Genomic DNA, 25,322 nt, shown 5'->3' with positions numbered 1-25,322 from the left:
TCTTGCCAGGTGCCGATGGGAGGCCCCCGAGTAGGATTGCCCCATGACCGAGCCCTATACCCTCATCTTGCTCCGACACGGCCAAAGCGAGTGGAACGAGCTGAATCTGTTCACCGGATGGGTCGACGTGCGGCTCACGGCGCAGGGGAAGGCGGAGGCCGAACGCGGTGGCCAGCTCATGGCCGAAGCGGGGCTGCTCCCCGACATCCTGCACACCTCGGTGCTCAGCCGTGCGATCCAGACCGCGAACATCGCGCTGGACTCCGCCGACCGGCTGTGGATCCCCGTGAAGCGCTCGTGGCGCCTCAACGAGCGTCACTACGGCGCCCTGCAGGGCAAGGACAAGGCGCAGACGCTCGCCGAGTTCGGCCAGGAGCAGTTCATGCTCTGGCGCCGCTCGTTCGACGTGCCGCCGCCGCCGCTGTCGGCCGACAGCGAGTTCAGCCAGGTGAACGACCCGCGCTACGTGGGCATCGACGGCGACATCCCCGACACCGAGTCGCTCAAGCTCGTCATCGATCGCCTGCTGCCGTACTGGCACGACGAGATCGTCCCCGACCTGCAGACCGGCAAGACGGTGCTCGTCACGGCCCACGGCAACTCGCTGCGCGGCCTCGTGAAGCACCTCGAAGGCATCAGCGACGACGACATCGCGCAGCTGAACATCCCCACCGGCATCCCGCTGGTCTACCGCCTCAACGCGGACATGACCCCGGTCGGCCCGGGCGAGTACCTCGACCCCGAGGCCGCCGCTGCGGGAGCAGCCGCCGTGGCCGCGCAGGGCAAGAAGTAACACCCGAGTACGACGAGGGGCGGATGCCATCGGCATCCGCCCCTCGTCGTACTCACGTGCAGGTCACTGCAGGCGCAGGGTCTCCAGCGTCTCGGTGTCGGCGGTCCAGTCGCCGGTGGCGAGGTAGAGCACCTTCTTCGCGACCGACTCGGCGTGGTCGGCGAAACGCTCGTGGTAGCGGCTGGCGAGCGTGGCGTCGACGGTGGCCGCCGCCTCGCCCTGCCAGTTCTCGCTGAGCACCTTCTCGAACACCGAGATGTGCAGGTCGTCGAGCTTGTCCTCCGCGGTGCGGATGCGCTCGACGAGCGAGACGTCCTCGGTGCGCAGCAGCTCGGTCAGTGTCCGCGCCACCTCGACGTCGAGCTCGCCCATCTTGGTGAACGTGTTCTTGAGCCCCCGCGGAATGGCCCGCTCGGGGAAGCGCATGCGCGTGAGCTGGGCGATGTGCTCGGCGATGTCGCCCATCCGCTCGAGCGACGCCGACACGCGCAGTGCGGCCACGACGATGCGGAGGTCGCGGGCGACGGGCTGCTGACGCGCCAGGATCTGGATGGCCAGCTCGTCGAGCTCGATGGCCTTGTCGTCGATGATCTGGTCGGCCTCGATGACCTCTTCGGCCAGGGCGACATCGCTCGTGCTGAAGGCGCGGGTGGCTTTGTCGATGGCCACCGTGACGAGCTCGGCGATCTCGACGAGACGTCCCTGGACGTCCTCGAGGGACTGATGGAAAACTTCGCGCATGGCTGCACCTTCCTTACCGCGGCGCGTGGCGCCGCTCTGGCCTCGCGGCTCAGCGTCGTTCGATGGCCTGGCGATTCTTGTCGGCGAAGGTTAACGAACGGTGCCGCGGGAATGAACAGTATCCCGCACGTGGCCCGGACAAGCCAACGCCGGCCGGGGAGGGGCGCTCGGCACGTTTACGCTGTTGTCATGGATTCGACGCAGCTGGTGCTGCTCGCCTTGCTCGCGGGAATGATCGTCGGCGTGGCGGTGGCACTGCTCATCGCCCTTGCCCTGCGCGCCCGTGACCGCAGCCTGGCCGAGGGTTCGTCGCATATCCCCGACGGCGTACATGCGGTGCTGCGCGGCATGGAGGACACCGCCGTGGTGGTGGATGCGTCGTCGACGATCGTGGCCGCCTCTCCCGCGGCCGACATGTTCGGCATGCACGAGGGCGAGGTGCTCCCGAGCCCCGAGCTGCGCGCGCTCGCGCGTGGTGCGCGCATGACCGGGCTCGCGCACACCGAGACCCTCCGGCTCGGGCGCAGCGCCACCTTCGCCCCGACGCGGCTCGTCTCGGCGCGCGCCAGTGCCGTGACCCCGCGCCTCGTGCTGATGGTCGTCCGCGACATCACCGAGCGGGAGCGGGTGGAGGAGATGCGCCGGGACTTCGTCGCGAACACCAGTCACGAGCTGAAGACGCCGGTGGGTGCGGTCATGCTGCTCTCCGAGGCGATCGAGTCGGCCGCCGACGATCCGGCGCAGGTGCGGGCGTTCGCCGGCCGACTGCACGCCGAGGCGTCGCGGCTCGGCCAGCTCACCGGGCGCATCATGAGCCTGTCGCGGCTGCAGGCCTCGGACGAGCTCGCCGAAGTGCGCGACGTGCCGGTCGACCAGGTGGTGGCTGCGGCGGCGGAAGCGCAACGGACGCAGGCGGATGCCGCGCGGGTCGAGCTCGTCCGCGGCGGCGAACGGGGACTGTACGTGCGCGGCGACGCTCAGATGCTGAGCGAAGCCGTCGGCAACCTCGTCGCCAACGCCATCGCGTACTCGCCTGCCGGGTCGAGCGTCGGCATCGGGGTCAAGGCCGTCGACGGCGTCGTGGAGATCGCGGTGACCGACCGCGGCATCGGCATCGCCGAAGGCGAGCAGCAGCGCGTGTTCGAGCGCTTCTACCGTGCCGACCAGGCGCGCTCGCGGCGCACCGGCGGCACGGGGCTGGGCTTGTCGATCGTGAAGCACGCCGTCGACCGCCACGGCGGCGACGTGCGGCTGTGGTCGCGGCCGGGTCAGGGGTCGACGTTCACGATCCGCCTGCCACAGGCCGAGGCGCCGCCGAAGAACCCCCACAAGCGCAAGGCGCGGTCCCGCGCGGCGTCCGAGAGTGCAGCGGCACCGGCCGCCGTGTCGAATGGAGAACCCCGATGACCCGTGTGCTGATCGTCGAGGACGAGCCCGACCTGGCCGACCCGCTGGCCTACCTGCTGCGCCGCGAGGGGTTCGAGGTGGAGATCGCCGAGGACGGCCACAAGGCCCTCGAGATCTTCCACTCGTCGGGGGCGGACATCATCCTGCTCGACCTCATGCTGCCGGGGCTGCCGGGCACCGAGGTGTGCCGCCAGATCCGCACGACCTCCGCCGTGCCGATCATCATGCTGACCGCCAAGGACTCCGAAGTCGACATCGTCGTGGGGCTCGAGCTCGGCGCCGACGACTACGTCACCAAGCCTTACTCGGCGCGCGAGCTGCTCGCCCGCATGCGGGCCGTGCTGCGGCGCACCGCTGCGCCGGAGGAGGAGCTCGACGACCGCGTGCTCACCGCGGGACGCGTGACGGTGGACCTGGACCGGCACGCCGTGGCGGTGGACGGCGCCGAGATCAGCATGCCGCTGAAGGAGTTCGAGCTGCTCGAGGTGCTCGTGCGCAACGCCGGCCGGGTGCTCACTCGTGGGCAGCTGATCGACCGGGTGTGGGGCAGCGACTACTACGGCGACACCAAGACCCTCGACGTGCACATCAAGCGCATCCGCTCACGCATCGAGAAGAACCCGAGCGAGCCGGTGATGCTCGTGACGGTGCGAGGGCTCGGCTACCGGTTCGAGGCCTGAGCCGCCGGCATCCGCGTCACGAGCGCGCCGGCATCCGCGTCACGAGGCCGCCGGCATCCGCGCCACGAGCGCAGGACATGGGCCGAGCGTAGGACCGATCCCGGGCGGGATGTCCTACCCCCGCCACATCTCCTACCCTCGCAACGCGGCGCGCTGCGAGGCCGTCGCGCGCGCTCAGTCCTCGATGAACTCTTCTTCGACCGGGACGAACTCGGAGTAGTACGGCAGTGCGCCGTCGAGCACGGTGATCTCCGCGACCACGCCCTCGCCGTCACCCGACTGGAATGCCATCGGCGCGGTGGCGCCGGGCGCGAAGCCGAGGTCGGTGAACAGGATGGGGTCCTCGTCGACGCCGAGCGTCACCGCGGCCCCGCCGGGGACGGTGACGATCTCCGTCTCGCCGCCCTCGACGCCGATCACGAGGACCTGATCCTCGAGCGAGTTGTTGACCAGCGAGGCGATGAAGTTGCCGAGCGAGCCGTCTTCATTCGCGATGATCATCGCGTTGAGCACGTCGACGGGTCCCGACTCGGGCACGTTCACGCCGTCGGAGGGGGAGTAGGCGATGGTGGTCGCCTGAGGCGCGACCATGTTGCAGCCGGTTGCTCCCAAGATGACAGCGGCACCCAGAGCGAGCGACGCGAGCAGGCGCGATTTCACGGTTCCTCCCGGAGAACAGACGGCGATTCTGAGAAGTCTACGCGGTGCGCGCGGGCTGTCGGGACCCGCCCCCGGGCGCCCGCCGGAGAACCTTAGCGTATGAGGGGTGTGGTATCCTAGAGGTTCCCGAAAGGACACAGCTGCATGCTTTTTGAGGTTGGCGAGACGGTTGTCTACCCGCACCACGGGGCCGCGACGATCATCGAGGTCAAAGAACGAGTCATCAAGGGCGAGACGAAGAAGTATCTCAAGCTGAATGTCACTCAGGGCGACCTGATCATCGAGGTTCCGGCGGACAATGTCGACCTCGTGGGCGTTCGCGATGTGATCGGCCAGGAAGGCCTCGATCGCGTCTTCGAGGTGCTGCGTGCCCCCTTCACCGAGGAGCCGACCAACTGGTCGCGTCGCTACAAGGCGAACCTCGAGAAGCTCGCGTCTGGTGACGTCATCAAGGTGAGCGAGGTCGTGCGCGACCTGTGGCGCCGTGACCAGGACCGCGGACTGTCGGCAGGCGAGAAGCGCATGCTGGCCAAGGCCCGTCAGATCCTCATCTCCGAGCTCGCGCTCGCGGAGAAGACCGACGAAGAGCGCGCAGGCGTCGTGCTCGACGAGGTTCTCGCCAGCTGACACCTGCGAGGTAGGTTCGAGGCGTGAGCATCACGCCTGTACCGCGCGTCGCGGTGATCGTCGTCGCTGCCGGCTCCGGCACCCGTCTGGGTGCGGGCGGTCCGAAGGCGTTCGTCGGCCTCGACGCGCACAGCATCCTCCGTCACTGCCTGCACGGCGTGTTCGCCGCGCCCGAGGCGCAGGTGATCGTCGTCGCGCCCGTGGGCCGTGACGGCGACGCGCTGACCGAGGCGCTCGAGGCCGCCGGCGACCGCCGCGACCTCGTGCACGTGGTCACCGGAGCCGACACCCGGCAGGGGTCGGTCGCGGCGGGACTGCACGCCGTCTGGCCCGATGTCGAGATCGTGCTCGTGCACGACGCCGCCCGCGCCCTCACTCCACCCGCCGTCTTCGAACGGGTGGTCGCGGCGATCGACGGCGGCGCCGCCGGCGCCATCCCGGTGCGGCCCGTGGTCGACACCCTCAAGCGCGTCGACGGCACCGACATCGTCGCCGCCGTCGACCGTGACGAGCTCGCGGCGGCGCAGACCCCGCAGGGTTTCCGTCGTGACGTGCTGGATGCCGCCTACCGCGCCGCGACGGCGGAGTTCACCGACGACGCCGCGCTCGTGGCATCCGCCGGTCACCAGGTCGTCACCGTCCCCGGTTCCGAGGAGGGGTTCAAGATCACCACGCCCGCCGACCTCGCCCGAGCCCGCGCGCTGCTCGCGCCGCTGCCTGCGGTGCCGACCGCCCTCGACGCGGCCCCGCGTGCTCCGCGGGTGGGTGTGGGCACCGACGTGCACGCGTTCGGCGGCGACGGGTCGCTGTGGCTCGCCGGCCTCGAGTGGCCGGGGGAGCAGGCGCTGTCGGGACACTCCGATGGCGATGCCGTGGCGCACGCGATCGTCGACGCGCTGCTGGCAGCGGCCGGCCTCGGCGACATCGGCACCCACTTCGGCACCGATCGCCCCGAGTACTCCGGCGCCCACGCCGACGCCTTCCTCGCCCGCACGCGGGCGCTGCTGGGTGAAGCGGGTTGGGAAGTGGGCAACGTGTCGGTGCAGGTGCAGGCCAACCGTCCGCGGCTGTCGGCCCGGCGCACCGAGGCCGAGGCCGCGCTGTCGGCGGCGCTCGGCGGTGCCCCGGTGTCGGTCTCGGCGACCACGACCGACGGCCTCGGCTTCACCGGCACCGGCGAGGGTGTCTCGGCGTTCGCGGTGGCGCTCGTCGTGCCGGCGTGACCGGCCCCACACTCAGAGGGCGCGGGTGAAGAACACCGACAGCGGGTCGTCGCGGTAGCCGCCGAACGGCGGACATGGCACGAATCCCTCGCTGAGGTAGAGGCTGCGCGCGGCCGCGAACTCGTCGGCGGACCCGGTCTCGAGCCACAGGCTCGACAGCCCGTCGGCGCGGGCGGCGGCGATGATGTGCCGCAGCAGCGCGCGACCGATGCCGGTGCCGAGGTGCGCCGACGCGACCCGCATCGACTTGATCTCGCCCCGGGTGGCATCCAGCCGCGCGAGCGCGCCGATGCCGGCGAGGTCCTCGCCCTGCCACGCGGACCAGACCTGCACGGCGGGGTCGCGCAACTGATGCAGCCCCCACGCGTGCACGCTCTCCGGAGGGGACCCAGCGTGCACCTGCTCGAGATGCGTCGCCACCAGGGCGCGGGTGGCGGCGCCGGTGAGGTCGTCGCGGCGGATCTCCAGCGTCATCGGGTCATCCCTCCACGGCATACGGTTGCGGGTCGCGCGGGGCGCGCGAGCCCCAGGCCAGCAGCACGAGCCCCGCGGCGAGCACCGTGAGGCCCGCCAGCGCGAGAGAACTGAGACGTTCGCCCAGAAGCGCGACCCCGAGGATGCCGGCCGTCAGCGGCTCCGCGAGCGTCAGCGTGGCCGCCGTCGCTGCGGTGAGGCGCTGCAGCCCCCAGGTGAACAGGGTGTAGGCGATCGCGATGGTGGCGATCCCCAGCCACAGCGCCATCACGACGCCGGAGGGCGTCCCCAGCCACGTGAGCGTCACGAACGGGAGCATGAGGATGCCGCAGGCCGCGGCTCCCGCGCCCATCGAGCCGGCGACGGTGAACGGGTCCCATCCGGCATCCATCAGCCGTCGCTGTGCGTTGGCGATGACGGCGAACGACGCGCCGGCGCCGAGCGACCCGAGCAGCCCCACCGGGTCGGTGCCCGCCGTCGCGCCGGCGGCGCCGCCGAAGGCCAGCAGCACGACCCCGCCGGTGGCGAGGGCGGTGGCGGCCATCCAGGCGCGGCTGGGGAGCCGGCGGGTGAGCAGCCACTCCAGGAGCCCGGCCAGCACGGGAGCCGAACCCAGCGCGATGACGGTGCCCACCGCGACGCCGTTGCGCTCGGTGCCGAGGAAGAACAACGGCTGGTACAACGCCAGGCACAGGCCCGTGGTCGCCATGAGCAGCAGGGCGCTCCTGTCCAGGGCGGGGCGCGGTGCGGTGGAGGTGCGGCGGTGGCGCGCGGCGAGTGTCAGGGCGATGGCCGCGAGCCCCGTGCCGCCGATGACCAGACGCACCGCGCCGATGGCGAACGGGGTCGCGTCATCGGGGCCCAGGGCCTGGGAAGTGCCGGTCGTGCCGAACAGCACAGCGGCGGCGAGCACGGCGAGAACGGGGAGCACCTCTCAGTTCTAGCGGATCGGTGTGTCGGGCTCGTGACGTGCCCCGCTCCGCCGCCCCCGTGGCTTCGCTCGTCGCACACGTCCCGCGTGGCGGGAGTGGATGGTGCATACGCGACGACCGAAGCGAGGTGGTGGCGGCGTGCCTCCGCCTCGCCCCCTGCGGCTTCGGTCGTCGCAAAGGCCCCCGCCGCGCGCACCGAGGGTGCAAGTGCGACGGCCGAAGCTCGCCCCCCGTGGTTCGGCCGCCGCAAAGGTGCGTCCCCCTGCGCGCCGAGGGTGCATATGCGACGACCGAAGTGACGTGCGGCGACGTCGCCGCCCCACTCCGCCACCCCCCGCCCCGCCCCGCCCCGCTACGGTTCGGTCGTCGCGAAGTTCCCTCCCCATGCGCGGGGAGGGGGCGGATGCGACGACCGAAACCACCGGCGGGCGCGCCACCATGACCACCGGTGCCCGCGGCGCCCAGGAAGCGGGTGGTGCCGCCGGTAGGCTGGTGCAGTGACAAACCGGGGATCGGGCGTGAAGCTCTACGACACGAAGGCGCAGATGCTGCGCGACTTCGTCCCCGGCGACCCCACGAACGTGACCGTATACGTCTGCGGGCCCACCGTGCAGTCCGGTCCGCACATCGGGCACCTGCGGGGCGCCCTGAGCTTCGACATCCTGCGCCGCTGGCTCGGCCACCGGTTCGGGCGCGTCACGTTCGTGCGCAACGTCACCGACATCGACGACAAGGTGCTCGCCAACGCGCGCGCCGACGAGCCATGGTGGGCGCTGGCGTACCGCATGGAACTGGAGTTCTCGCGCGCCTACGCCGCCATCGGCATCCTGCCGCCGACGTACGAGCCGCGTGCCACCGCGTCGATCCCGCAGATGCAGGAGCTCATCGCCGAGCTCATCGCCGCCGGTCACGCGTACGCCGCGGCGGGCGACGTCTACTTCGACGTGCGGTCGTGGGCATCGTACGGCGAGCTCACCCGCCAGTCGCTGGACGCGATGGAGCCGGCCGCCGACGCCGATCCCCGCGGCAAGCGCGACCCCCACGACTTCGCCCTGTGGAAGGGCGCCAAGCCCGGCGAACCGGCGGATGCCGCGTGGGACTCGCCCTGGGGGCACGGGAGGCCCGGCTGGCACATCGAGTGCTCGGCGATGGCGCGACGCTACCTGGGATCGTCCTTCGACATCCACGGCGGCGGCCTGGACCTGCGCTTCCCGCACCACGAGAACGAACTCGCCCAGTCCGCGGCGGCCGGCGACGCGTTCGCGGCCTACTGGGTGCACAACGGTCTCGTCACCGTCGGCGACCAGAAGATGTCCAAGTCGCTGGGCAACTTCCTCCTCGCCGATGACGTGCTCGCCCACCGCGACCCGCTCGTCGTGCGCTACGCGCTCGCGGCCGCCCACTACCGCTCGAATCTCGACATCACCGACTCGTCGTTCGACGAGGCCGACACCGCGCTCGAACGCATCCGCACGTTCCAGGTGCGCGCCGCCCGGGTGCTGGGCGCCGGCAGCTGGCTCACCGTCGCCGACCTCCCCGACGCCTTCGCCGCCGCGATGGACGACGACCTCGGCGTGCCCCAGGCCCTCGCCGTCGTGCACGAGCACGTGCGTGCGGGCAACGCCGCCCTCGACGCCGACGACCGCGACGCCGCGGCACGGGCCGCGGTGCAGGTGGGACGCATGACAGGCATCCTCGGGCTCAACCCCGAAGACCCGCGGTGGCGCGGCGACGAGGACGGCGCCGCGGCATCCGCGCTCGACGCCCTCGTGCAGACGATGATCACCCAGCGCGCGCAGGCGCGCACCGACAAAGACTGGCCGACGGCCGACCGCATCAGAGATGCGATCGCCGCCGCCGGCATCACTCTGGAGGACACTCCGGACGGAACACATTGGAGTCTCAATGGCTAAGCCAGGGCGCCCCGGCGCAAGCAAGAGCGGCAAGAAGGGCCCCACCAAGGGCACCGGCGGCAAGAACAAGCGGTCCCTCGAGGGCCGCGGACCGACGCCCAAGGCGGAGGAGCGCGCCTGGCACCCGGCCGGCAAGCGCAAGGCCGCGGCCGAGCGCTACGCCGCCGCCGGCGGCAAGGGTGCACCCGGGCAGAAGCCCGCGCCGCAGCGCCGCCCCAAGAAGGACGACGACACCGAGATCGTCACCGGCCGCAACTCGGTGCTCGAGGCGCTGCGCGCCAAGATCCCGGCGACCGCGTTCTACATCGCCCAGCGCGTGGAGATGGACGACCGCGTCAAGGAGATGCTGTCGATCGCCACCCACCGCGGCATCCCGGTGCTCGAAGTGACGCGCCCGGAGCTGGACCGCATGGCCGGCTTCGACGGCGTGCACCAGGGCGTCGCGATCAAGGTGCCGCCGTACGAGTACGCGCACCCTCAGGACCTGCTCGAGCAGATCATCGACCGCGACCAGACCCCGCTGCTCGTGGCCCTCGACGGCGTCACCGACCCCCGCAACCTGGGCGCGATCATCCGCTCCACCGCCGCCTTCGGCGGGCACGGTGTGATCCTGCCCCAGCGTCGTAGCGCGAGTGTCAACTCCGCCGCCTGGAAGACCAGCGCCGGCGCCGCCGCGCGCATCCCCGTCGCCATCGCGCCGAACCTGACCTCCACGCTCAAGGAGTTCAAGAAGCAGGGCGTGTTCGTGCTCGGTCTCGACGGTGACGGCGACGTGTCGCTGCCGTCGCTCGAGCTGGCCGACAGGCCCGTCGTGATCGTCGTGGGCTCGGAGGGCAAGGGCCTGTCGCGCCTGGTCACCGAGACGTGCGACCAGGTCGTGTCGATCCCGATATCGGCGGCCACCGAGTCGCTGAACGCCGGCATCGCGGCATCCGTCGCGCTGTATCAGGTGGCGACGATGCGCGCGGCGCAGGACTAGCGCTCAGACGACCGCAACGGCGTCGATCTCGATCTCGGCCCCGCCGACGAGCGAGTCGACGCCGATCACCGTGCTCGCGGGGAGGTCGCCGGGGCCGATGAAGCGGTCGCGTGTCGCGCGCCACAGCGCGAGCCGCTCCGCGTCGAGCCGCACGATGTACACGTTCACGCGCACAAGGTGATCGACCTCCGCCCCGCCGACGGTCAACGACCGCCGGAGGCTCGCGTAGGCGAGCTCCACGGCGCGCGAGAACTCGGCCGGGGCGGTCCCGTCGTCTTCGAGCCCGACCACTCCGGATAGGAACAGCAGATCACCGGCGGAGACTCGCACGCTGTCCGATATACCCGGGTACACCGGTGCGGGATGGCGCGTGAGCCGCGAGCCGGGGTCGGTCATTTCTTGTACTGGTACGGGTTGGTGAGCACTTCGGTTTCCGGGATGTCCGGGTGCATGCCCTGGACCCAATCGTCGCCGACCTCGCGCTGAAGGAACGACACCGTGTCATCGAGCTTCGCCCGCACGCCACGCAGGTCGCCGGCGGTGACCTTGCCGTTCCACTTGACGGCCTCGCCGCCGACGAGCACGGTGTGGACGTCTCCGCGCTGCGCCTGGTAAACGATCTGGCCCCACGGATTGATCAAGGGGGCCCAGGTCGGCGAGTCCTCGTTCTTGAGCAGGACCACGTCGCCGAGCTTGCCGGTCTCCAGCGAGCCGATCACGTCGTCCTTGCCCAGGGCTTGGGCGCCCCCACGGGTGGCCATGTGTACGACGTCCTCGGCGCGCAGCCGCACGTGCGTGACGGTCTCTGCCGGCTCGCGGCGATGCGCCCGATAGTGCTCGAGAGCGCGGTCGGCGTTGACGGTCGCACGCATGGCGGAGAAGAGGTCTGCGCTGAACCACACGCTCGTGTCCACCGACAGCGAGGTCGGGATCCCGTGTCGCCGCAGCTGATGCAGCGGGGGATAGCCCTGCCCGCAGGTGTCCTCCGACTCGGTGGCGAGTGACACGTTGCCGCCGGTCGCCGCGATCATCTGGTACGACTCCTCGGAGAGCGACGCGGCGTGCACGTAGGTGAAGCCCTCGTCCATGACCCCCGCGGCGTAGGCGTTGCGGATACCCCAGTCGTTCGTCGCACCCCACACGCCGGCGTGGGTGGTCACCCGCAGCCCGAGATCCTTGGCCACCCGGTACGCCGCCAGCTCCGGGAACTGCTCGTCCTGGTTCGGCACGTCGAACGCGATCTGCGTGTCGAACATCCGCGAGTCGTCGCGTGAGGTCATGAGGAGTCGCTGGATGGCGGGGTCCGCTGTCCACTCCCATGGGGAGCGATGGATGTTGCCGTAGGCGAAGACGAATCGGCCGGGTGAGGTGACGAGGGCCTCGTAGGCGGCCTCGCCGTGCTCGACGGTGCGCAGGCCGTGTGACCAGTCCACGCTCGTCGTCACGCCGGACTCGATCGCATCCAGCGCCGAGATCAGGTTGCCGGCCGCGTAGTCCTGGGGCCGGAACTTGGCGCCATGCTGGAGGTAGTACCAGACGAAGTACTGGGTGAGTGTCCAGTCGGCGCCGTAGGCGCGCATCGCGGTCTGCCACATATGCCGGTGGGTGTCGACCATTCCCGGCATGACGATGCCGCCGGACGCATCGATGACGCATGCCCCATCCGGCGCCGCCACATCCGTCCCGACCTCGGCGATCACCCCATCCTTGACGAGCACGTCGCCGCGGGGGAGGACGGTGTGCCTGTCGTCCATCGTCAGGACGATCCCGTCCTTGAAGAGGATCGGCTGCCCCGCCTGCGGGGTCGGTGAATTGGCCATCGCTCATCTCCTTCGATCAGCAATCTCGTCGGGTCGTTCAGCGCTCTGTACAGTCACGGGGAACGCTGCGTGGCATACAGCATGGCTTAGACCGGGGCCAAGGGGAAGGGGGTAATCGCCCTAGGAATCGGCGCGGTGCAGGCGGGCTTTCGGCGACATCGCTTGACAATCACGACGCGGTGCGGTTTACATGTCGTTTAGTAAGACTGAACAGCAGCCTTCGGGCGGCTCGGGTCTCGGGTGGCGCAAGGGTGCGCCGCCTCGTTCTCACCCTCGAGGAGGAAGAGCATGGCCAGGTTCATCGTCCGCCGCGCGGCCGAAGCCCACTACCTCGACGTGGGCGCGCTCGCTCCGGGAGCCGTCGGCATGACCCGCTGGCGCGGCGTCGGGGAGGATGACGGTGCGGCGCACACCGACTTCGGGATCACGCGTCTCGCGGCCGGCGGCAGCACGGCGACGCATGTGCACTCCTTCGAGGAGAGCTTCTACGTCCTCGAAGGCGAGGTCGTCATCGTCACCCCCGAGGGAACGGTGCGGCTGGTGGCCGGCGACTACGGCGTGATCCCCATCGGCGTCCCGCACGCCTGGCGCTCGACGGGGGTCGACGCCGCCTGGGCCGACCTGTTCACTCCGCCCGCGCGAGCGCGTCACGGCTCGGACACCTATCGGGTGGAAGAGCTACCCGAGCGCGAGCCGACCCCCGTCGACACCCGGGATCCCCGCACGCGGTCGTTCGGGAACATCACCGCCGCGCACATGGATCCAGCCGGGCAGTCGCAGCAGCTGCTGGCGGTCTCGGCGAGCATGCGCACCGCGTTGCTGGTCTACAGCGGCATCACCCTGAAGATGATGGTCGACTCGGACCTCGGCGCCACCCTCGGCACCTCGTTCATGGTGCGCTACGCGCCCGACGGCAAGGCCGGGCCGCACGACCACCCGCTCGAGGAGGCCTACCTCATCACCGAGGGCGAGGTCCGCGCACATTTCGACGGTGAGGAGTTCCTCCTGACCGCGGGTGACATCGCCTGGGCGGCAGTGGGGTGCGTGCACTCGTTCGAAGCCACCGGCGCTGAAGTGCAGTGGCTGGAGACCCAGTCGCCCCAGATGCCCCCACGCCACGCGTACCGGTTCGTGCGCGACTGGCAATACCTGGAAGAACGTCTCGAGGAGGAGATGTGAGCGGACGCACGATACTCATCGCCGGAGGATCATCCGGCATCGGACTGGAGCTGGCGAAGGATCTGGTCGCCGACGGCGACCGGGTGATCCTCACCAGCCGAAGCCGGGAGCGGGCCGAGGAGGTGGCGGCGAGTCTGGGCGGGAGTGCGACCGGTGTCGCCCTGGACGTCTCGGAGCCGGAAGGTATCGCAGCCCAACTCGCCGACGTCGGCCGGCTCGACGGCCTCGTCCTAGCGGCGATCGAGCGCGACGCGAACAGCCTGCGCGAGTACGACATCGCACGTGCCCGGCGGCTGGTCACCCTCAAGCTCATCGGGTACACCGAGACCATCCACAGCCTGATCGATCGTCTCGAGCCCTCCGTGGAAACCGGCATCGTGCTCTTCGGAGGGCGCGCGAAGGACGCGCCGTACCCCGGGTCCACGACGGTCTCCACGATCAACGGCGGCATCGACGGACTGATGAACACCCTCGCCCTCGAGCTCGCACCCATCCGGGTGAACGCGCTGCACCCGGGCATCATCGGCGACAGCCCGTTCTGGGAGGCGAAGCCCGACGGTGTCGTCAGCGGCTACGAGAGCCGCACCCCCGGCGGCGCTCTGGCGACGATGACCGATGTGGTGGATGCCGTGAAGTTCCTCCTGTTCAACCGCGGCGTCTCAGCCCACAGCCTCGACGTCGACCGCGGCTGGCGCATCACCTGACGCCGAGAACCCGACGAACCCCCACGAACACGCGAACAAGGAGCAGATCATGAGCACGGCCACACGCGGCACCATGGGCGTCGACTGGGAAGCACGAGTCGACTTCGAGCGGCTGAGAGACGAGCGCCTGGCGCGGCTGCACGCGGAGCTGGAACGCTCCTCTGTCGGTGCCGTGCTGGCGTTCGACTTCGCCAACATCCGCTACGCCTCCGCGACCCACATCGGCACCTGGGCGATGGACAAGCTCATCCGGTTCTGTCTCGTCACGCGCAAGACAGACCCCATCGTGTGGGACTTCGGATCGGCGGCGAAGCATCACGCCCTGCTGAACCCCTGGCTGCACGAGACGCATATGGAAGCCGATGCCGATCCCCACGCGCCGCATCACGGCGCGACCCGGCCGCGCCAGGAATCCGGAGCGCGCGCGGGTATCTCGACGCTGCGTGGTGCGTTCCCCCCGGACGCCGGCATCGCCGAGGAGGTGGCGCGCAAGATCAAGCGCGAGCTGGAGCGGTTCGGCCTCGCGGGGGAGCCTCTCGGCGTGGACGTCGTGGAGCTGCCGATCCTCTTCGCGCTGCAGCGGGAGGGCATCGAGGTCGTCGACGGCCAGCAGATCTTCATGGAGGCCCGGCGCATCAAGACCCCGGACGAGATCACCCTGCTGACGACCGCCGCGTCCATGGTGGATGCCGCCTACGACCAGCTCTACGAGTTCCTGCGCCCCGGTGTCCGGGAGAACCAGTGCGTGGGGCTCGTGGCGAAATCTCTCTACGACCAGGGCTCCGAGTATGTCGAGGGCGTCAACGCGATCTCGGGTGAGCGGTGCTCGCCGCATCCGCACGTCTACTCCGACCGTGCCGTGCGGCCGGGCGACCCGGCGTTCTTCGACATCCTCCACTCGTTCAACGGGTACCGCACGTGCTACTACCGCACCTTCGCGGTCGGGTCAGCCAGTCCCGCTCAGCGCGATGCCTACAAGAGGTGCCGTGAGTACATGGACCGGGCCATCGCCGCGGTCAAGCCGGGAGCCACCACGGCCGACATCGTCGAACTGTGGCCAACGGCGCAGGAGTTCGGCTTCCCTGATGAAGAGGCCGCTTTCGCCCTGCAGTACGGGCACGGCGTGGGGCTGTCGATCTGGGAGAAGCCGATCTTCTCGCGTCTCACCTCTCTCGATCACCCGGAGGTGCTCGAGGAGGGCATGGTGTTCGCTTTGGAGACGTACTGGCCCGCTGCCGACGGCTGGGGCGCCGCCCGCATCGAGGAGGAGGTCGTCGTCACGGCGGACGGCTGCGAGGTGATCACGAAGTTCCCGGCTGAGGAGCTCCTCGTCGCCGGCGGCGGGCGCTACTTCACCGTCAACGGGCCGCTCCCCGGCATCCGTGATTCGCAGTCCCACCTCAACACGCCGGAGGGGAGAGGGGAAGCGACGGCCTGACCAGTTCACTGAAGCTGGACAGTTGTACACTCTGACTTGACACCCTGTTCAGTCGTTGCTTGACTGAACCTGCCAACTCCCCGACGCAGTGGAAGGCCTGATCACGGTGCCCGAACCCGTATTCCTCGCCCAGCAAGTCCTCAATGGACTGAGCTTCGGCGCGTTGCTGTTCCTTCTGGCCAGCGGCTTGACGCTTGTCTTCGGGCTCATGCGCATCGTCAACATGGCGCACGGGGCCTTCTACATGCTCGGCGGCTACATCGGCGTCGTCATCGCGACCCTGACGGGAAACCTGCTGATCGCCGTGATCGCGGCAATCGTCGCCGTGGGGGTCACCGCCTTCCTCGTCGAGGTCGTGCTCCTGCGTTTCGTGCGCGGGCAGGAGATGCCCGAGGTGCTGCTGACGATCGGCGTGTCGTTCGTCATCGCCGATCTCTGCCTCGCCTTCTTCGGCGGGGACCCCCAGAACCTCCCGAACTCGGTGCGCATCCCGGGGGCCCTCGCCGTCGGCGACCTGGTGTACCCCTGGTACCGGATCTTCGTGATCGGGCTGGCGGTCGCCATCGGGGTGGCGCTCGCCCTCGTGCAGAGCCGCACGCGCGTCGGGGCCATCGTCCGTGCCGGCGTCGACGACCGGGAGATCATCTCGGCGATGGGGGTGAACATCCGCTGGGTGTTCACCGGAATGTTCGTGGTCGGTGCCGCCCTTGCAGCCATCGGCGGCACGATCGGTGCCGGCATGCAGAGCATCCTCCCCGGAGTGCAGAACGAGGTGCTCCTGTACGCCCTCGTCGTGATCATCATCGGCGGGCTAGGCAGCGTCCCCGGAGCCGCGGTGGGCAGCGTCCTCATCGGGTTGATCGACGCCTTCGCCAAGGCCTGGATCCCCGAACTGGCGTACTTCACCATCTTCCTGCCGATGGCGCTCGTTCTCGTCTTCCGCCCGACGGGCCTGTTCGGAAAGGCTGCCTGATGAGCAACCGCATCGTCGAGACCCGCACCGTTCGCACCTTCGGGCCGCCGCGCCGGGACCGCGTCCAGCTGACCAACATGGCGCTGCTCGCGCTGCTGCTGGTCGCAGCCATCGCACTGCCGTATCTCGGAGCATCCGGGTTCATGGTTTCTTTGGCGTCCACGATCCTCATCGCGGCGACGCTCGCCTCGAGCGTCAACTTCCTCGCCGGCAACGGCGGCATGGTCTCGCTCGGACATGCCGGCATCGCGGCGGCGTCGGCGTACGGCGCAGGCTGGGCTTCGCAGCAGGGCATGGATCCGGGGATGCAGGTGCTCGTCGCTCTGGGGATGACGCTGCTGGCATCATTCCTCTACGGTCTGCTGTCGATGCGGACGAGCGGCATCTACTTCCTGATGGTGACCCTCGCCGTGGGGATGCTCATCTACGGCCTCGCATTCCGGCTGTCGTCGGTGACCGGCGGAGAGAACGGCATCTCCGGGATCGAGCGATTCGAGTGGCTGGATTCGTACTGGACCTACTACTACTTCGTGCTCGGCGTATTCGTCCTGGCGACTGCGGCGCTCTGGATCGTGAGCAACTCGCCGTTCGGAGCGAGCCTGCGCGGAATCCGCGACAGTGAGAGCCGGATGCGCAGCCTGGGCTACAGCGTAAGGTCCTACAAGCTCGGCGCATTCATGATCTCCGGGAGCGTCGCCGGTCTGGCCGGGCTCCTCGCCGTCTGGCACACCCACTTCGTGAGCCCGTCCTCGGCGGGGGTGGACCGTTCGGTGCATCTCATCGTCATGGTGATCCTGGGCGGGGTCGGCACGCTGCTGGGGCCTCTCATCGGTGCCGCTGTGGTCGTGATGGTCGAGAACCTCCTGTCCAGTTACGTCGACCGCTGGCCGACGCTGCTCGGACTCATCTTCATTCTCGTGATCCTCTTCGCCCGTGCGGGAATCGCCGGCAGCGCCGGAAAGCTCTTCCGACGGCTCCGCGCCCGATCGAAGGCGGCGTCCTCACCCGAAGGGGACGCACCGGGGGGCGCAGCCGCGCCCCCCGGAGACCGCCACGCAGTACACCAAGGAAAGGACCCGCAATGACGTCAATGAAGACCCGCGGTCGCCGATCGGCGCTCGCCGCGGCAGGCATCGCGGCCATCACGGCGCTCGCGCTGACCGCCTGCGCCCCTCCAGGAGCCAGCGAGCCGGCCCCGAGCGCAGGCTCGGAAGGCGAGGAGGGCGGCGCGCTCAAGGTGGGGTTCATCTCGCCCACGACGGGCAACTTCGCCGTCGCCGGACAGGAGATGGTCGATGGCTGGAACCTCTATTGGGACCTCAACGGCGCGGAGGTCGACGGCATCACGATCGAAACGATCGTGGAGGACGACGCAGGCAACCCCGAGACGTCGCTGACGAAGGCGAAGAAGCTCGTCGAGCAGGATGAAGTCGACTTCATCGTCGGGCCGCTCATCGCCAACACGGCACTCGCCGTCGCGGCCTACACGGCGAGCGTCGACGTGCCCAACCTGCACCCGGTGGCCGCTTCCGACGACCTTACTCAACGCGCCGCGAACGACCTCACCGTCCGCACCGGCTCCATGGGAGGTTCTCAGGCGAACTACCCCGGCGGCGAGTGGGCCGCGACGGACGGCGGCTACGACACGGCTGTCACCCTCTGCGCCGACTACGCGTTCGGCTGGGAGTCCTGTGCCGGATTCGTGCAGGGCTTCACGCAGAACGGCGGAGAGGTCGTCGAGCAGATCTGGTTCCCCAACACGACGACGGACTTCTCAACCTACGTCTCGCAGATCCAGGCTGCGGGAGCCGACGTCGTGTACGTCGCGACGGCGGGTGGGGCGCCCGGACCGAACTTCCTCAACGCCTACCTCGGTCTCGGTCTCGACATGGACGATCTGCTCCTGAACTGCTGTGCCGCCGACCAGGGGACGCTGCGGACGATGGGCGACCAGATCGTCGGTCTGAAGTCGGTCAGCTACTGGGCGGAAGGCCGCGACAGCGAAGCCGTGGCGGAATTCGTCGACGCCTACAAGGAGTTCGCGGACGGCAAGGTGCCCGGCGCTTACGTCGCGGGCGGATACATGACCGCGTCGCTGGTCGCATCCGTGCTGGCCGAGCGCGGCCTCGTGACCGGCGAGGACCTCGTCAGTGCGATCACCGAGTACACCTTCGAGGACAGCATCTTCGGGCGGGTCTCCTGGGACGACTACAACCAGATGGTCGGGCCGGTGTACGTTCGCGAGGTCACCGAGGGCGATGACGGCAACTTCTACAACACGCCGATCGCGACGTTCGAGGACGTGGACCAGTGGCTGGGCCGTTCCCCGGAGGACGCGCTCGCGCAGCCGACGTACTCGCAGAGCTTCCAGGGGCTCGAGTGACCGCATCGGCAATGGCGGCGGCCTCGGATTCGTCAGGATCCGGGGCTTCCGCCCCCGCGCTCACGGTGGAACGCCTGGGCAAGCGCTACGGCGGGGTTCAGGCGGTCGAAGACATCTCTCTGCGCCTCGGCGCGGGCGAACGTATGGGGGTCATCGGCCCGAACGGCGCGGGCAAGACCACACTGTTCAAGATGGTGGCAGGCGATGTCGCGCCGACCACCGGCTCCATCGACCTGTTCGGCAGGGAGGTCACGAAGCTGGACACCGCGCGTCGTGCCCGGCTCGGCGTCGGACGCACGTTCCAGGTCTCGAACCTGTTCCGCGATATGACCGTGCTCGACAACGTGCGCGTCGCCGCCCGCGGCGGCTCGGGACAGGCCCGCATCTTCTGGCGGACCCAGGGCCAGCGCGACGAGATCACGACGCGCGCCACCGAGATGCTCGATTCGGTCGGCCTGTTCGACCGCCGGGACGACACCGTCGCCGACCTCTCGCACGGCGAGCAGCGTCAGCTCGAGATCGCGATGGCGCTCGTCGGCGAACCCCGCATCCTGCTGCTCGACGAGCCGGCCGCCGGACTGTCGGCCGCGGAGCGAAGCACCCTGCGCAGCCTCATCGAGGCGTTGCCGCGGACCCTCCCGATCCTCCTCATCGAGCACGACATGTCGCTCGCATTGGGGCTGACCGATCGCGTCATGTGCATGGAGAACGGCCGGCACGTCGTGACCGGCACACCGGACGAGGTGCGGGATCACCCGGTCGTCAAGGAGATCTATCTCGGAAGGCGGGACAAGAAGTGACACTCCAGGTGACCGGATTGCATGTCGGCTATGCCACGGCCCAGGTGCTGCACGGTGTCGACTTCGAGATCGGCGACGCCCAGAGCGTCGCGCTGCTCGGACGCAACGGCATGGGCAAAACGACGCTCGTCCGGGCCATCTGCGGCCTGCGCCCCCCGACGGTGACGGCAGGGTCGATCGTCTACAACGGTGCCGAGCTGACACGGATGCCGGTGTACCGCATCGCCCGCGCGGGAGTCGCCCTCGTCCCGCAGGGCCGGCGCGTCTTCGGCTCTCTGACGACGCTGGAGAACCTCACCGTCGTGCCGCGTCATCGGCGCGCCCACTCGGCGGAACCGTGGACGGTCGAGCGCGTGTTCGAGTTCTTCCCCCGACTGTCCGAGCGCTCCGGGTCGATGGCCCGGGCGCTCTCCGGCGGCGAGCAGCAGATGCTGGCCATCGGCCGCGCGTTGATGACCAACCCGTCCCTGCTGATCATGGACGAGCCGAGTGAAGGCCTCGCGCCGAGCGTGCTCGATGTGATCCAGGACCGGCTCGAGGGCCTGCGTGCCTCCGGTCTGTCGATCCTCATCGCCGAGCAGAACGTTGACCTTGCACTGGACATCGCAGAGAAGGCGATCGTGATCGACGACTCGGGGACGATCGCGTGGAGCGGGCCGACGTCGCAGCTCCGTGCCGACGACGTGCTGCTCGAACGACACCTCAGCATCTGATGGGTCACCGCATGCCCGAATCCCGCTTCGCACTCCCGGTCGTCGATCTCGTTCTCCGCGGCGGTCGTGTCACGACTTTCGCCGACCCCGATCAGGCACCCTCGCACGCCGAGGCCGTCGCGATCGCCGCCGGACGGATCATCGCCGTCGGCACCGACGAGGAGATCGAACCCTATGCCGAGCTGGCCGCCCGTGTCGTCGAGCTCGGGGGACGCGCGCTCATCCCAGGCCTGAACGATTCCCACATCCACGCCGTCAGAGGCGGCAACTCGTGGAGCAGCTCCCTGCACTGGGAGGACATCGACTCGGTGTCCGCGGCCCTGGACGCCATCCGGGACGCGGCCGCGCGGCTCGGTCCCGGACAGTGGATCGCCGCGGTCGGAGGATGGCACCGATCGCAGTTCCAGGAAGCGCGCATACCGACGCCCGCCGAGCTGGACGAGGCCGCACCGCACAACCCGGTGTTCATCCAGGAGCTGTACGACGTCGGCGTCCTCAACGCAGCGGGACTGGAGGCGAGCGGTTTCTCGGGTGCCACCGAGGATCCGCCGCGGGGCGTGCTCGAGCGCGACCACTCCGGGCTGCCCACGGGCCGCATCCACGGTGTGGGTGCGTTCGCCGTTCCCATCGCGCATGCCCTCAGCTCGGATGGACAACGCTCCCGCGAGGGCATCCGCACGATGCTCGCCGAGTTCGCCCGGCATGGTCTCACCGGGGTGGTCGACGGCGGCGGGTTGCTCATGACGCCCCGTGACTACGACCCCGTCTACGAGGTGTGGCGCGAGGGCGCCCTCGATGTCCGAGTGCGGCTCTTCTTCTCCGCTTGGACACGCGGCGGCGAGGTGGGCGACATCGACGCCCTCACCTCGCTCGTGCCGGCCGACGTGGGCGACGGTCTTCTCCGTATGGTTGGAATCGGCGAGATCCCTCACCTCGGATGCCACGACATGGAGGGACTGGATCCCTTCGCCATACCCGACGCGGGGTTCGAGGAACTCGTCGACATCGTACGACTGTGCGCGCAACGCGGGTGGCGGATGAGCATTCACGCCGTCCTGGACGACACCCTCGGCCGCGTGTTGGATGCATGGGAGCGCGTCGAGGCGGAGACGGGTCTCATCGCCGGGCGCGGATGGTCGATCGTGCATGCCGACGAGGCGAGCCGCGCCAATCTCGAGCGCTTGGCGCGACTCGGTGCCGGCATCCTCGTGCAGAACCGCCTCATCCTCAAAGGCGGGGACTACGTCGACGTCTGGGGTCCGGCGGCGACAGCCCAGGCGCCGCCGATCGGACTCATGCGTGAGCTCGGCATCGTCATCGGCGGGGGAACCGACGCCACCCGCGCCAACTGGTTCTCGCCGTGGGCATCGATCTGGTGGCTCGTCACGGGACGCACGCTCGACGGTCGCGGTGAGCGGCTCGCGGAGCACTGCCTCAGCCGCACACAGGCGATCGCCGCGTTCACCCGGGACGCCGCGTGGTTCACCGGGGAACAGGATCGTCGTGGCCGCATCGCACCCGGCTACGACGCCGACCTGTGCGTGCCCTCCGCCGACCCCTTCGGCTGTGCGGATGACGCTCTGCGCGACATCCGCAGCGACCTCACCGTCCTTGCCGGCCGCATCACCCATCAATCCAGCGCTCGTCCCGTGACGAGCGCGCAGCTACAGGAGACGACGTGACCCGCATCCCCGCCCCCCGGCGTGTCGGCCAGGCCGACATCATCCACCACGATGGATACGACGACACCATCGTGAGTCCGTTCGTCCCCGCGATGCGGGTCGTGTCGCCGGCGAGCCTCGTCTTCATCAGCGGTGTCACCGGCGCGCCCGTCTACCACGACCACCCGCACGTGCCGGAGGTCTTCGATGCGATGCCGATGGACGCGGCGGGCCAAGTGCGCAACGCGTTCGACCACCTCGACCTCGCGCTCGCTGCGGCCGGGTGCGGCCGCAGCGACGTGGTCAACCTCATCCGCTTCTTCACCGACGTCGAGGCCGACCAGGACGTCGTGAACGCGCACCAGAAGGAATGGTTCGGCGGGCACATCCCGACGAGCACGACGGTGGAGGTGACGCGCCTGGCCACCGATCCGCGGCTGCGGTTCGAGTTCCACGTGGTGGCGGCTGCACCTGCCGACGCCTCCGCGCAGGCGGGGGCACAGGCATGAGCGGCGCACACGGACACAGTCACGCCACGCGGCGGTTCGCGCGGCCCATCGATCGACCGGCCGGCGTGCGTCCCCTCGGCGCCCCCGGCATCATGGGCGTCGACTACGAGCACCGCGTCGATTTCGACCGCCTCCGCGACTACCGGCTGGGACGTGCGAAGGCCGCGCTCGAGGCCAGCGAATGCGGCGCCTTTCTCCTATTCGACTTCTACAACATCCGGTACACGACGCAGACCTGGATCGGCGGCGCGCTGGGCGACAAGATGATCCGCTACGCGCTGCTGATCCGCGGCCAGGAGCCGATCCTCTGGGACTTCGGCTCCGCGGTGCGTCACCACAAGCTGTACTCCGACTGGGTGCCCGACGAGAACTATCGCGCCGGCTTCCTCGGGTTCAAGGGCGCCGTCGCGCCCGAGGGCGGCGCGGACCTCATGAAGACGGCGATCGATGAGATCGAGTCGCTGCTGGCCACGGCAGGCGTGAAGGATGCGCCGTTGGGTGTCGACATCATCGAGCCGCCGTTCCTGTTCGAGCTGCAGCGCCGCGGCATCCGCATCGCCGATGCGCAGCAGCACATGCTCGACGCGCGGGTGATCAAGAACCAGGACGAGATCATGCTGCTCAACCAGGCTGCGGCCATGGTCGATGGTGTCTATCAGGACATCGCCGAGGCACTCAAGCCGGGTGTGCGCGAGAACGAGATCGTCGCCCTCGCCAACGCCCGCCTCTACGAGTACGGCAGCGATCAGGTGGAGGCGATCAACGCGATCTCGGGGGAGCGGTGCAACCCGCACCCGCACAACTTCACCGACCGCATCATCCGCCCCGGGGACCAGGCCTTCTTCGACGTGATCCACTCGTACAACGGCTATCGCACGTGCTACTACCGCACCTTCGGCGTGGGGTGGGCCACTCCCAGTCAGCACGACGCGTACAAGCAGGCGCGCGAGTGGATGGATGCCGCGCTGGACGCGCTGCGCCCCGGTGTCGCGACCGACGAGGTGGCCGCGGTGCTCCCCAAGGCACAGGACTTCGGTTTCGAGAATGAGCTGGCCGCCTTCGGACTCCAGTTCGCGCACGGCCTCGGTCTGGGCCTCCATGAGCGGCCGATCATCTCGCGACTGAACTCGCTGGCCGACCCCGTGGAGCTTCGGGCGGGGATGGTGTTCGCGATGGAGACGTACTGCCCGGCGTCGGACGGCTCGTCTGCCGCACGCATCGAAGAGGAAGTCGTCGTCACCGATTACGGCATCGAGGTGCTGACGAAATTCCCTGCGCAGGAGCTCTTCGTGGCGAACCCGTACTGATCGTCGCTTGCGCTGTGCCGGGCGCCCGTCGTGGCGCACCGTGCCCGGCAGCGGTGGAAGGTAGGGTCGGACACGCGAAAGGACGCTCATGACTGCTCAGTTGGGCGAGTGCATCCGCGCTGCGCGGATAGCGCGAGGGCTGAGCCTGCGCGCGACCGCTGCGGAGGCGGCGATCTCCCCGAGCCTCCTGTCGCAGGTGGAGACCGGCAAGGTGCAGCCGTCGGTGAGCACCCTGTACGCGATCGTGAGCTGCCTCGGGATCTCGCTCGATGAGGTGCTCGGCAACCGCCCCCCGGCCGAGGTCGTCCCACCTCCTCGCATGCGCAGCCGCCCGGTGCAGGAGCTGGCCGACGCGCCCGAGATCGTCATGCAGAACGGCGTGACCTGGCGGAGCCTCGCGGTCGGCGGCGATGAAGGGCTCGACGCCGTGCTCGCGACATACGAGCCCGGCGCAGCCAGCTCGCTCGATGAGACCCACATGCGCCACGTCGGCATCGAGCACGGCTACATCGTGCGCGGTGAGCTCACCCTGAAGCTCGACTTCGACACCTTCGTGCTACGGGCAGGGGACTCGCTCTGCTTCGACGCCCAGCGGCCGCATTACTACTTCAACCACAGCGACGCCGTGGCCGAGGGAGTCTGGTACATCCTCGGCGCGCGGCACCCATCCGCCGCGCACGCTCCCGGTGACATCCGCAACGCCGTGGACGTTCTCGACGCCATGGGACGGCTGAATGCGCGCAGTGACGTCTGAACGAGGGGGCGAGCCCATGTCCGAGCGGGAGACGCCCTGGGATGCGGTCGGCGAGCGCGTGCGCGAACTGCGGGGCGCCGCCGGACTCACCGTGCGTGAGCTCGCGCGCCGGATCGGCGTGTCGGCGAGTCATGTCTCTCAGGTCGAGCGCGGCATCGGCTCCTTCAGCGTGCCCGCGCTCTATGCGGTGGCCGCTGAGCTCGGCGTGCCGATGCACGACATCCTCGACCCGCAGGCGCCTCCGGCCCCGCCCGTGGCGCCGGCACTCGCGCCGGGCGGTGGCGATCTGGTCTCCGCGGGAATCGTGCAGAGAGCTCCCGATCATCCGTCGATCAAGCTCAGCTCCGGACCGCGGTGGAGTCGGCTCACCGCGATGGGAGAGCCCGACGCGGAGTTCCTCGAGGTCGTCTACGCACCGGGCACCGACGCGCCCGCCGAGCACATCGTCCACCAGGGCAGGGAGTACGGCGTCGTCATCTCCGGCCGGTTGAGCGTCGAACTGCGGGGGGAGGCGACGGTGCTCCACCCCGGGGACTCGATCGTCTTCGACTCCGCCATCCCGCACCGGTTCTGGAACTCCGGCGACGAGGAGGTGCGGGCGATCTGGTTCGTGCGGGATCGCAAGGCGAACGATCCCGTCCCGCACGCCTGA

26 protein-coding genes are annotated in these 25,322 nt (G+C 69.5%); 20 read left to right on the top strand and 6 right to left on the bottom strand.

The window, feature by feature from the left end; all coding sequences use genetic code 11:
• Positions 1-43: 43 nt before the first annotated feature.
• Positions 44-793 (top strand): phosphoglyceromutase, encoded by a 750-nt coding sequence (locus ACFVR6_RS07275; RefSeq protein WP_386960576.1) that lies wholly within the window; start codon positions 44-46, stop codon positions 791-793.
• A 63-nt stretch (positions 794-856) separates the two neighbouring features.
• Here the strand turns inward: ACFVR6_RS07275 and phoU are convergent, their stop codons facing one another.
• Positions 857-1,534 (bottom strand): phosphate signaling complex protein PhoU, encoded by a 678-nt coding sequence (phoU, locus tag ACFVR6_RS07270; protein WP_386960573.1) that lies wholly within the window; start codon positions 1,532-1,534, stop codon positions 857-859.
• Between the two features lie 189 nt (positions 1,535-1,723).
• Between phoU and ACFVR6_RS07265 the strand changes: the two genes are divergently transcribed.
• The gene (locus tag ACFVR6_RS07265) at positions 1,724-2,941 is read left to right on the top strand and encodes a sensor histidine kinase (RefSeq protein WP_386960571.1); all 1,218 of its coding nucleotides are present in this window, start codon (positions 1,724-1,726) and stop codon (positions 2,939-2,941) included.
• Positions 2,938-3,621: a response regulator gene (locus tag ACFVR6_RS07260; protein ID WP_386960568.1), complete on the top strand. Its 684-nt coding sequence runs from the start codon at positions 2,938-2,940 to the stop codon at positions 3,619-3,621. The genes ACFVR6_RS07265 and ACFVR6_RS07260 overlap by 4 nt, the downstream gene beginning before the upstream one ends.
• Positions 3,622-3,795: 174 nt before the next feature.
• On the opposite strand, the gene ACFVR6_RS07255 is transcribed toward ACFVR6_RS07260, so the two are convergent.
• Positions 3,796-4,281, bottom strand: coding sequence for a DNA modification methylase (locus ACFVR6_RS07255; protein WP_386960566.1), 486 nt, complete (start codon positions 4,279-4,281; stop codon positions 3,796-3,798).
• 144 nt (positions 4,282-4,425) lie between these two features.
• On the opposite strand from ACFVR6_RS07255, the gene ACFVR6_RS07250 reads away from it, so the two are divergent.
• Positions 4,426-4,908: a CarD family transcriptional regulator gene (locus ACFVR6_RS07250; protein ID WP_191717359.1), complete on the top strand. Its 483-nt coding sequence runs from the start codon at positions 4,426-4,428 to the stop codon at positions 4,906-4,908.
• Between the two features lie 23 nt (positions 4,909-4,931).
• Positions 4,932-6,131: a 2-C-methyl-D-erythritol 4-phosphate cytidylyltransferase gene (gene ispD, locus ACFVR6_RS07245; protein ID WP_386960563.1), complete on the top strand. Its 1,200-nt coding sequence runs from the start codon at positions 4,932-4,934 to the stop codon at positions 6,129-6,131.
• Positions 6,132-6,143: 12 nt separating this feature from the next.
• Here ispD and ACFVR6_RS07240 read toward each other — a convergent pair whose 3' ends face one another.
• Together ACFVR6_RS07240 and ACFVR6_RS07235 are read right to left on the bottom strand one after the other, a co-directional pair.
• Positions 6,144-6,605, bottom strand: a complete 462-nt coding sequence (locus tag ACFVR6_RS07240; protein ID WP_386960560.1) for a GNAT family N-acetyltransferase — start codon at positions 6,603-6,605, stop codon at positions 6,144-6,146.
• 4 nt (positions 6,606-6,609) lie between these two features.
• Complete coding sequence (locus ACFVR6_RS07235) at positions 6,610-7,536, bottom strand: DMT family transporter (protein ID WP_386960557.1); 927 nt, start codon at positions 7,534-7,536, stop codon at positions 6,610-6,612.
• 546 nt (positions 7,537-8,082) lie between these two features.
• On the opposite strand from ACFVR6_RS07235, the gene cysS reads away from it, so the two are divergent.
• Together cysS and rlmB are read left to right on the top strand one after the other, a co-directional pair.
• Positions 8,083-9,450 (top strand): cysteine--tRNA ligase, encoded by a 1,368-nt coding sequence (cysS, locus tag ACFVR6_RS07230; protein WP_386961672.1) that lies wholly within the window; start codon positions 8,083-8,085, stop codon positions 9,448-9,450.
• On the top strand, positions 9,443-10,429 hold the full coding sequence (gene rlmB, locus ACFVR6_RS07225; RefSeq protein WP_386960554.1) for a 23S rRNA (guanosine(2251)-2'-O)-methyltransferase RlmB: 987 nt from the start codon (positions 9,443-9,445) through the stop codon (positions 10,427-10,429). The genes cysS and rlmB overlap by 8 nt, the downstream gene beginning before the upstream one ends.
• 3 nt (positions 10,430-10,432) lie before the next feature.
• On the opposite strand, the gene ACFVR6_RS07220 is transcribed toward rlmB, so the two are convergent.
• Positions 10,433-10,825 (bottom strand): RidA family protein, encoded by a 393-nt coding sequence (locus ACFVR6_RS07220; protein WP_386960551.1) that lies wholly within the window; start codon positions 10,823-10,825, stop codon positions 10,433-10,435.
• Positions 10,822-12,249, bottom strand: coding sequence for an amidohydrolase family protein (locus tag ACFVR6_RS07215; RefSeq protein WP_386960549.1), 1,428 nt, complete (start codon positions 12,247-12,249; stop codon positions 10,822-10,824). Before ACFVR6_RS07215 ends, ACFVR6_RS07220 begins: the two co-directional genes overlap by 4 nt.
• Positions 12,250-12,537: 288 nt before the next feature.
• Here ACFVR6_RS07215 and ACFVR6_RS07210 point away from each other — a divergent pair, with 288 nt between their 5' ends.
• The 13 genes from ACFVR6_RS07210 to ACFVR6_RS07150 all read left to right on the top strand — a co-directional run bounded on the left by ACFVR6_RS07210 (position 12,538) and on the right by ACFVR6_RS07150 (position 25,322).
• Positions 12,538-13,428: a cupin domain-containing protein gene (locus ACFVR6_RS07210; RefSeq protein ID WP_386960547.1), complete on the top strand. Its 891-nt coding sequence runs from the start codon at positions 12,538-12,540 to the stop codon at positions 13,426-13,428.
• The gene (locus tag ACFVR6_RS07205) at positions 13,425-14,132 is read left to right on the top strand and encodes an SDR family NAD(P)-dependent oxidoreductase (RefSeq protein ID WP_386960544.1); all 708 of its coding nucleotides are present in this window, start codon (positions 13,425-13,427) and stop codon (positions 14,130-14,132) included. The genes ACFVR6_RS07210 and ACFVR6_RS07205 overlap by 4 nt, the downstream gene beginning before the upstream one ends.
• A 49-nt stretch (positions 14,133-14,181) precedes the next feature.
• Positions 14,182-15,570 (top strand): M24 family metallopeptidase, encoded by a 1,389-nt coding sequence (locus tag ACFVR6_RS07200; RefSeq protein WP_386960541.1) that lies wholly within the window; start codon positions 14,182-14,184, stop codon positions 15,568-15,570.
• Between the two features lie 106 nt (positions 15,571-15,676).
• The gene (locus tag ACFVR6_RS07195; RefSeq protein ID WP_386960539.1) at positions 15,677-16,543 is read left to right on the top strand and encodes a branched-chain amino acid ABC transporter permease; all 867 of its coding nucleotides are present in this window, start codon (positions 15,677-15,679) and stop codon (positions 16,541-16,543) included.
• A complete protein-coding gene (locus ACFVR6_RS07190; RefSeq protein ID WP_386960536.1) occupies positions 16,543-17,628 on the top strand; it encodes a branched-chain amino acid ABC transporter permease in 1,086 nt (361 codons plus the stop codon). Before ACFVR6_RS07195 ends, ACFVR6_RS07190 begins: the two co-directional genes overlap by 1 nt.
• Positions 17,625-18,926 (top strand): ABC transporter substrate-binding protein, encoded by a 1,302-nt coding sequence (locus ACFVR6_RS07185; protein ID WP_386960533.1) that lies wholly within the window; start codon positions 17,625-17,627, stop codon positions 18,924-18,926. The genes ACFVR6_RS07190 and ACFVR6_RS07185 overlap by 4 nt, the downstream gene beginning before the upstream one ends.
• On the top strand, positions 18,923-19,726 hold the full coding sequence (locus tag ACFVR6_RS07180) for an ABC transporter ATP-binding protein (protein WP_386960530.1): 804 nt from the start codon (positions 18,923-18,925) through the stop codon (positions 19,724-19,726). The genes ACFVR6_RS07185 and ACFVR6_RS07180 overlap by 4 nt, the downstream gene beginning before the upstream one ends.
• Before the next feature lie 8 nt (positions 19,727-19,734).
• On the top strand, positions 19,735-20,439 hold the full coding sequence (locus ACFVR6_RS07175) for an ABC transporter ATP-binding protein (protein ID WP_386960527.1): 705 nt from the start codon (positions 19,735-19,737) through the stop codon (positions 20,437-20,439).
• A gap of 11 nt (positions 20,440-20,450) precedes the next feature.
• Positions 20,451-22,121 carry an amidohydrolase gene (locus tag ACFVR6_RS07170; RefSeq protein ID WP_386960524.1) on the top strand — a complete coding sequence of 557 codons (1,671 nt, stop codon included), beginning with the start codon at positions 20,451-20,453 and terminating at the stop codon, positions 22,119-22,121.
• Positions 22,118-22,609 carry a RidA family protein gene (locus tag ACFVR6_RS07165; RefSeq protein ID WP_386960520.1) on the top strand — a complete coding sequence of 164 codons (492 nt, stop codon included), beginning with the start codon at positions 22,118-22,120 and terminating at the stop codon, positions 22,607-22,609. Before ACFVR6_RS07170 ends, ACFVR6_RS07165 begins: the two co-directional genes overlap by 4 nt.
• Before the next feature lie 65 nt (positions 22,610-22,674).
• The gene (locus tag ACFVR6_RS07160; protein WP_386960517.1) at positions 22,675-23,916 is read left to right on the top strand and encodes a M24 family metallopeptidase; all 1,242 of its coding nucleotides are present in this window, start codon (positions 22,675-22,677) and stop codon (positions 23,914-23,916) included.
• An 88-nt stretch (positions 23,917-24,004) separates the two neighbouring features.
• Positions 24,005-24,670, top strand: a complete 666-nt coding sequence (locus ACFVR6_RS07155) for a cupin domain-containing protein (RefSeq protein WP_386960514.1) — start codon at positions 24,005-24,007, stop codon at positions 24,668-24,670.
• A 16-nt stretch (positions 24,671-24,686) separates the two neighbouring features.
• Positions 24,687-25,322: a helix-turn-helix domain-containing protein gene (locus ACFVR6_RS07150; protein ID WP_386960511.1), complete on the top strand. Its 636-nt coding sequence runs from the start codon at positions 24,687-24,689 to the stop codon at positions 25,320-25,322.

It is taken from the genome of Microbacterium sp. NPDC058021 (assembly GCF_042885955.1).
Lineage (GTDB): Bacteria > Actinomycetota > Actinomycetes > Actinomycetales > Microbacteriaceae > Microbacterium.
This window is presented reverse-complemented; position numbering and strand designations above follow the sequence as displayed.

What these genes read in the sequence shown, in the direction of transcription:
- ACFVR6_RS07200 (WP_386960541.1), top strand. Translation starts at nt 14,182, where the DNA reads ATGAGCACGGCCACACGCGGCACCATGGGCGTCGACTGGGAAGCACGA.
- ACFVR6_RS07260 (WP_386960568.1), top strand. Translation starts at nt 2,938, where the DNA reads ATGACCCGTGTGCTGATCGTCGAGGACGAGCCCGACCTGGCCGACCCG.
- ACFVR6_RS07190 (WP_386960536.1), top strand. Translation starts at nt 16,543, where the DNA reads ATGAGCAACCGCATCGTCGAGACCCGCACCGTTCGCACCTTCGGGCCG.
- ACFVR6_RS07170 (WP_386960524.1), top strand. Translation starts at nt 20,451, where the DNA reads ATGCCCGAATCCCGCTTCGCACTCCCGGTCGTCGATCTCGTTCTCCGC.
- ACFVR6_RS07150 (WP_386960511.1), top strand. Translation starts at nt 24,687, where the DNA reads ATGTCCGAGCGGGAGACGCCCTGGGATGCGGTCGGCGAGCGCGTGCGC.
- ACFVR6_RS07215 (WP_386960549.1), bottom strand. Translation starts at nt 12,249, where the DNA reads ATGGCCAATTCACCGACCCCGCAGGCGGGGCAGCCGATCCTCTTCAAG.
- ACFVR6_RS07220 (WP_386960551.1), bottom strand. Translation starts at nt 10,825, where the DNA reads ATGACCGACCCCGGCTCGCGGCTCACGCGCCATCCCGCACCGGTGTAC.
- phoU (WP_386960573.1), bottom strand. Translation starts at nt 1,534, where the DNA reads ATGCGCGAAGTTTTCCATCAGTCCCTCGAGGACGTCCAGGGACGTCTC.
- rlmB (WP_386960554.1), top strand. Translation starts at nt 9,443, where the DNA reads ATGGCTAAGCCAGGGCGCCCCGGCGCAAGCAAGAGCGGCAAGAAGGGC.
- ACFVR6_RS07155 (WP_386960514.1), top strand. Translation starts at nt 24,005, where the DNA reads ATGACTGCTCAGTTGGGCGAGTGCATCCGCGCTGCGCGGATAGCGCGA.
- ACFVR6_RS07185 (WP_386960533.1), top strand. Translation starts at nt 17,625, where the DNA reads ATGACGTCAATGAAGACCCGCGGTCGCCGATCGGCGCTCGCCGCGGCA.
- ACFVR6_RS07250 (WP_191717359.1), top strand. Translation starts at nt 4,426, where the DNA reads ATGCTTTTTGAGGTTGGCGAGACGGTTGTCTACCCGCACCACGGGGCC.
- ACFVR6_RS07265 (WP_386960571.1), top strand. Translation starts at nt 1,724, where the DNA reads ATGGATTCGACGCAGCTGGTGCTGCTCGCCTTGCTCGCGGGAATGATC.
- ACFVR6_RS07275 (WP_386960576.1), top strand. Translation starts at nt 44, where the DNA reads ATGACCGAGCCCTATACCCTCATCTTGCTCCGACACGGCCAAAGCGAG.
- cysS (WP_386961672.1), top strand. Translation starts at nt 8,083, where the DNA reads ATGCTGCGCGACTTCGTCCCCGGCGACCCCACGAACGTGACCGTATAC.
- ACFVR6_RS07240 (WP_386960560.1), bottom strand. Translation starts at nt 6,605, where the DNA reads ATGACGCTGGAGATCCGCCGCGACGACCTCACCGGCGCCGCCACCCGC.
- ACFVR6_RS07210 (WP_386960547.1), top strand. Translation starts at nt 12,538, where the DNA reads ATGGCCAGGTTCATCGTCCGCCGCGCGGCCGAAGCCCACTACCTCGAC.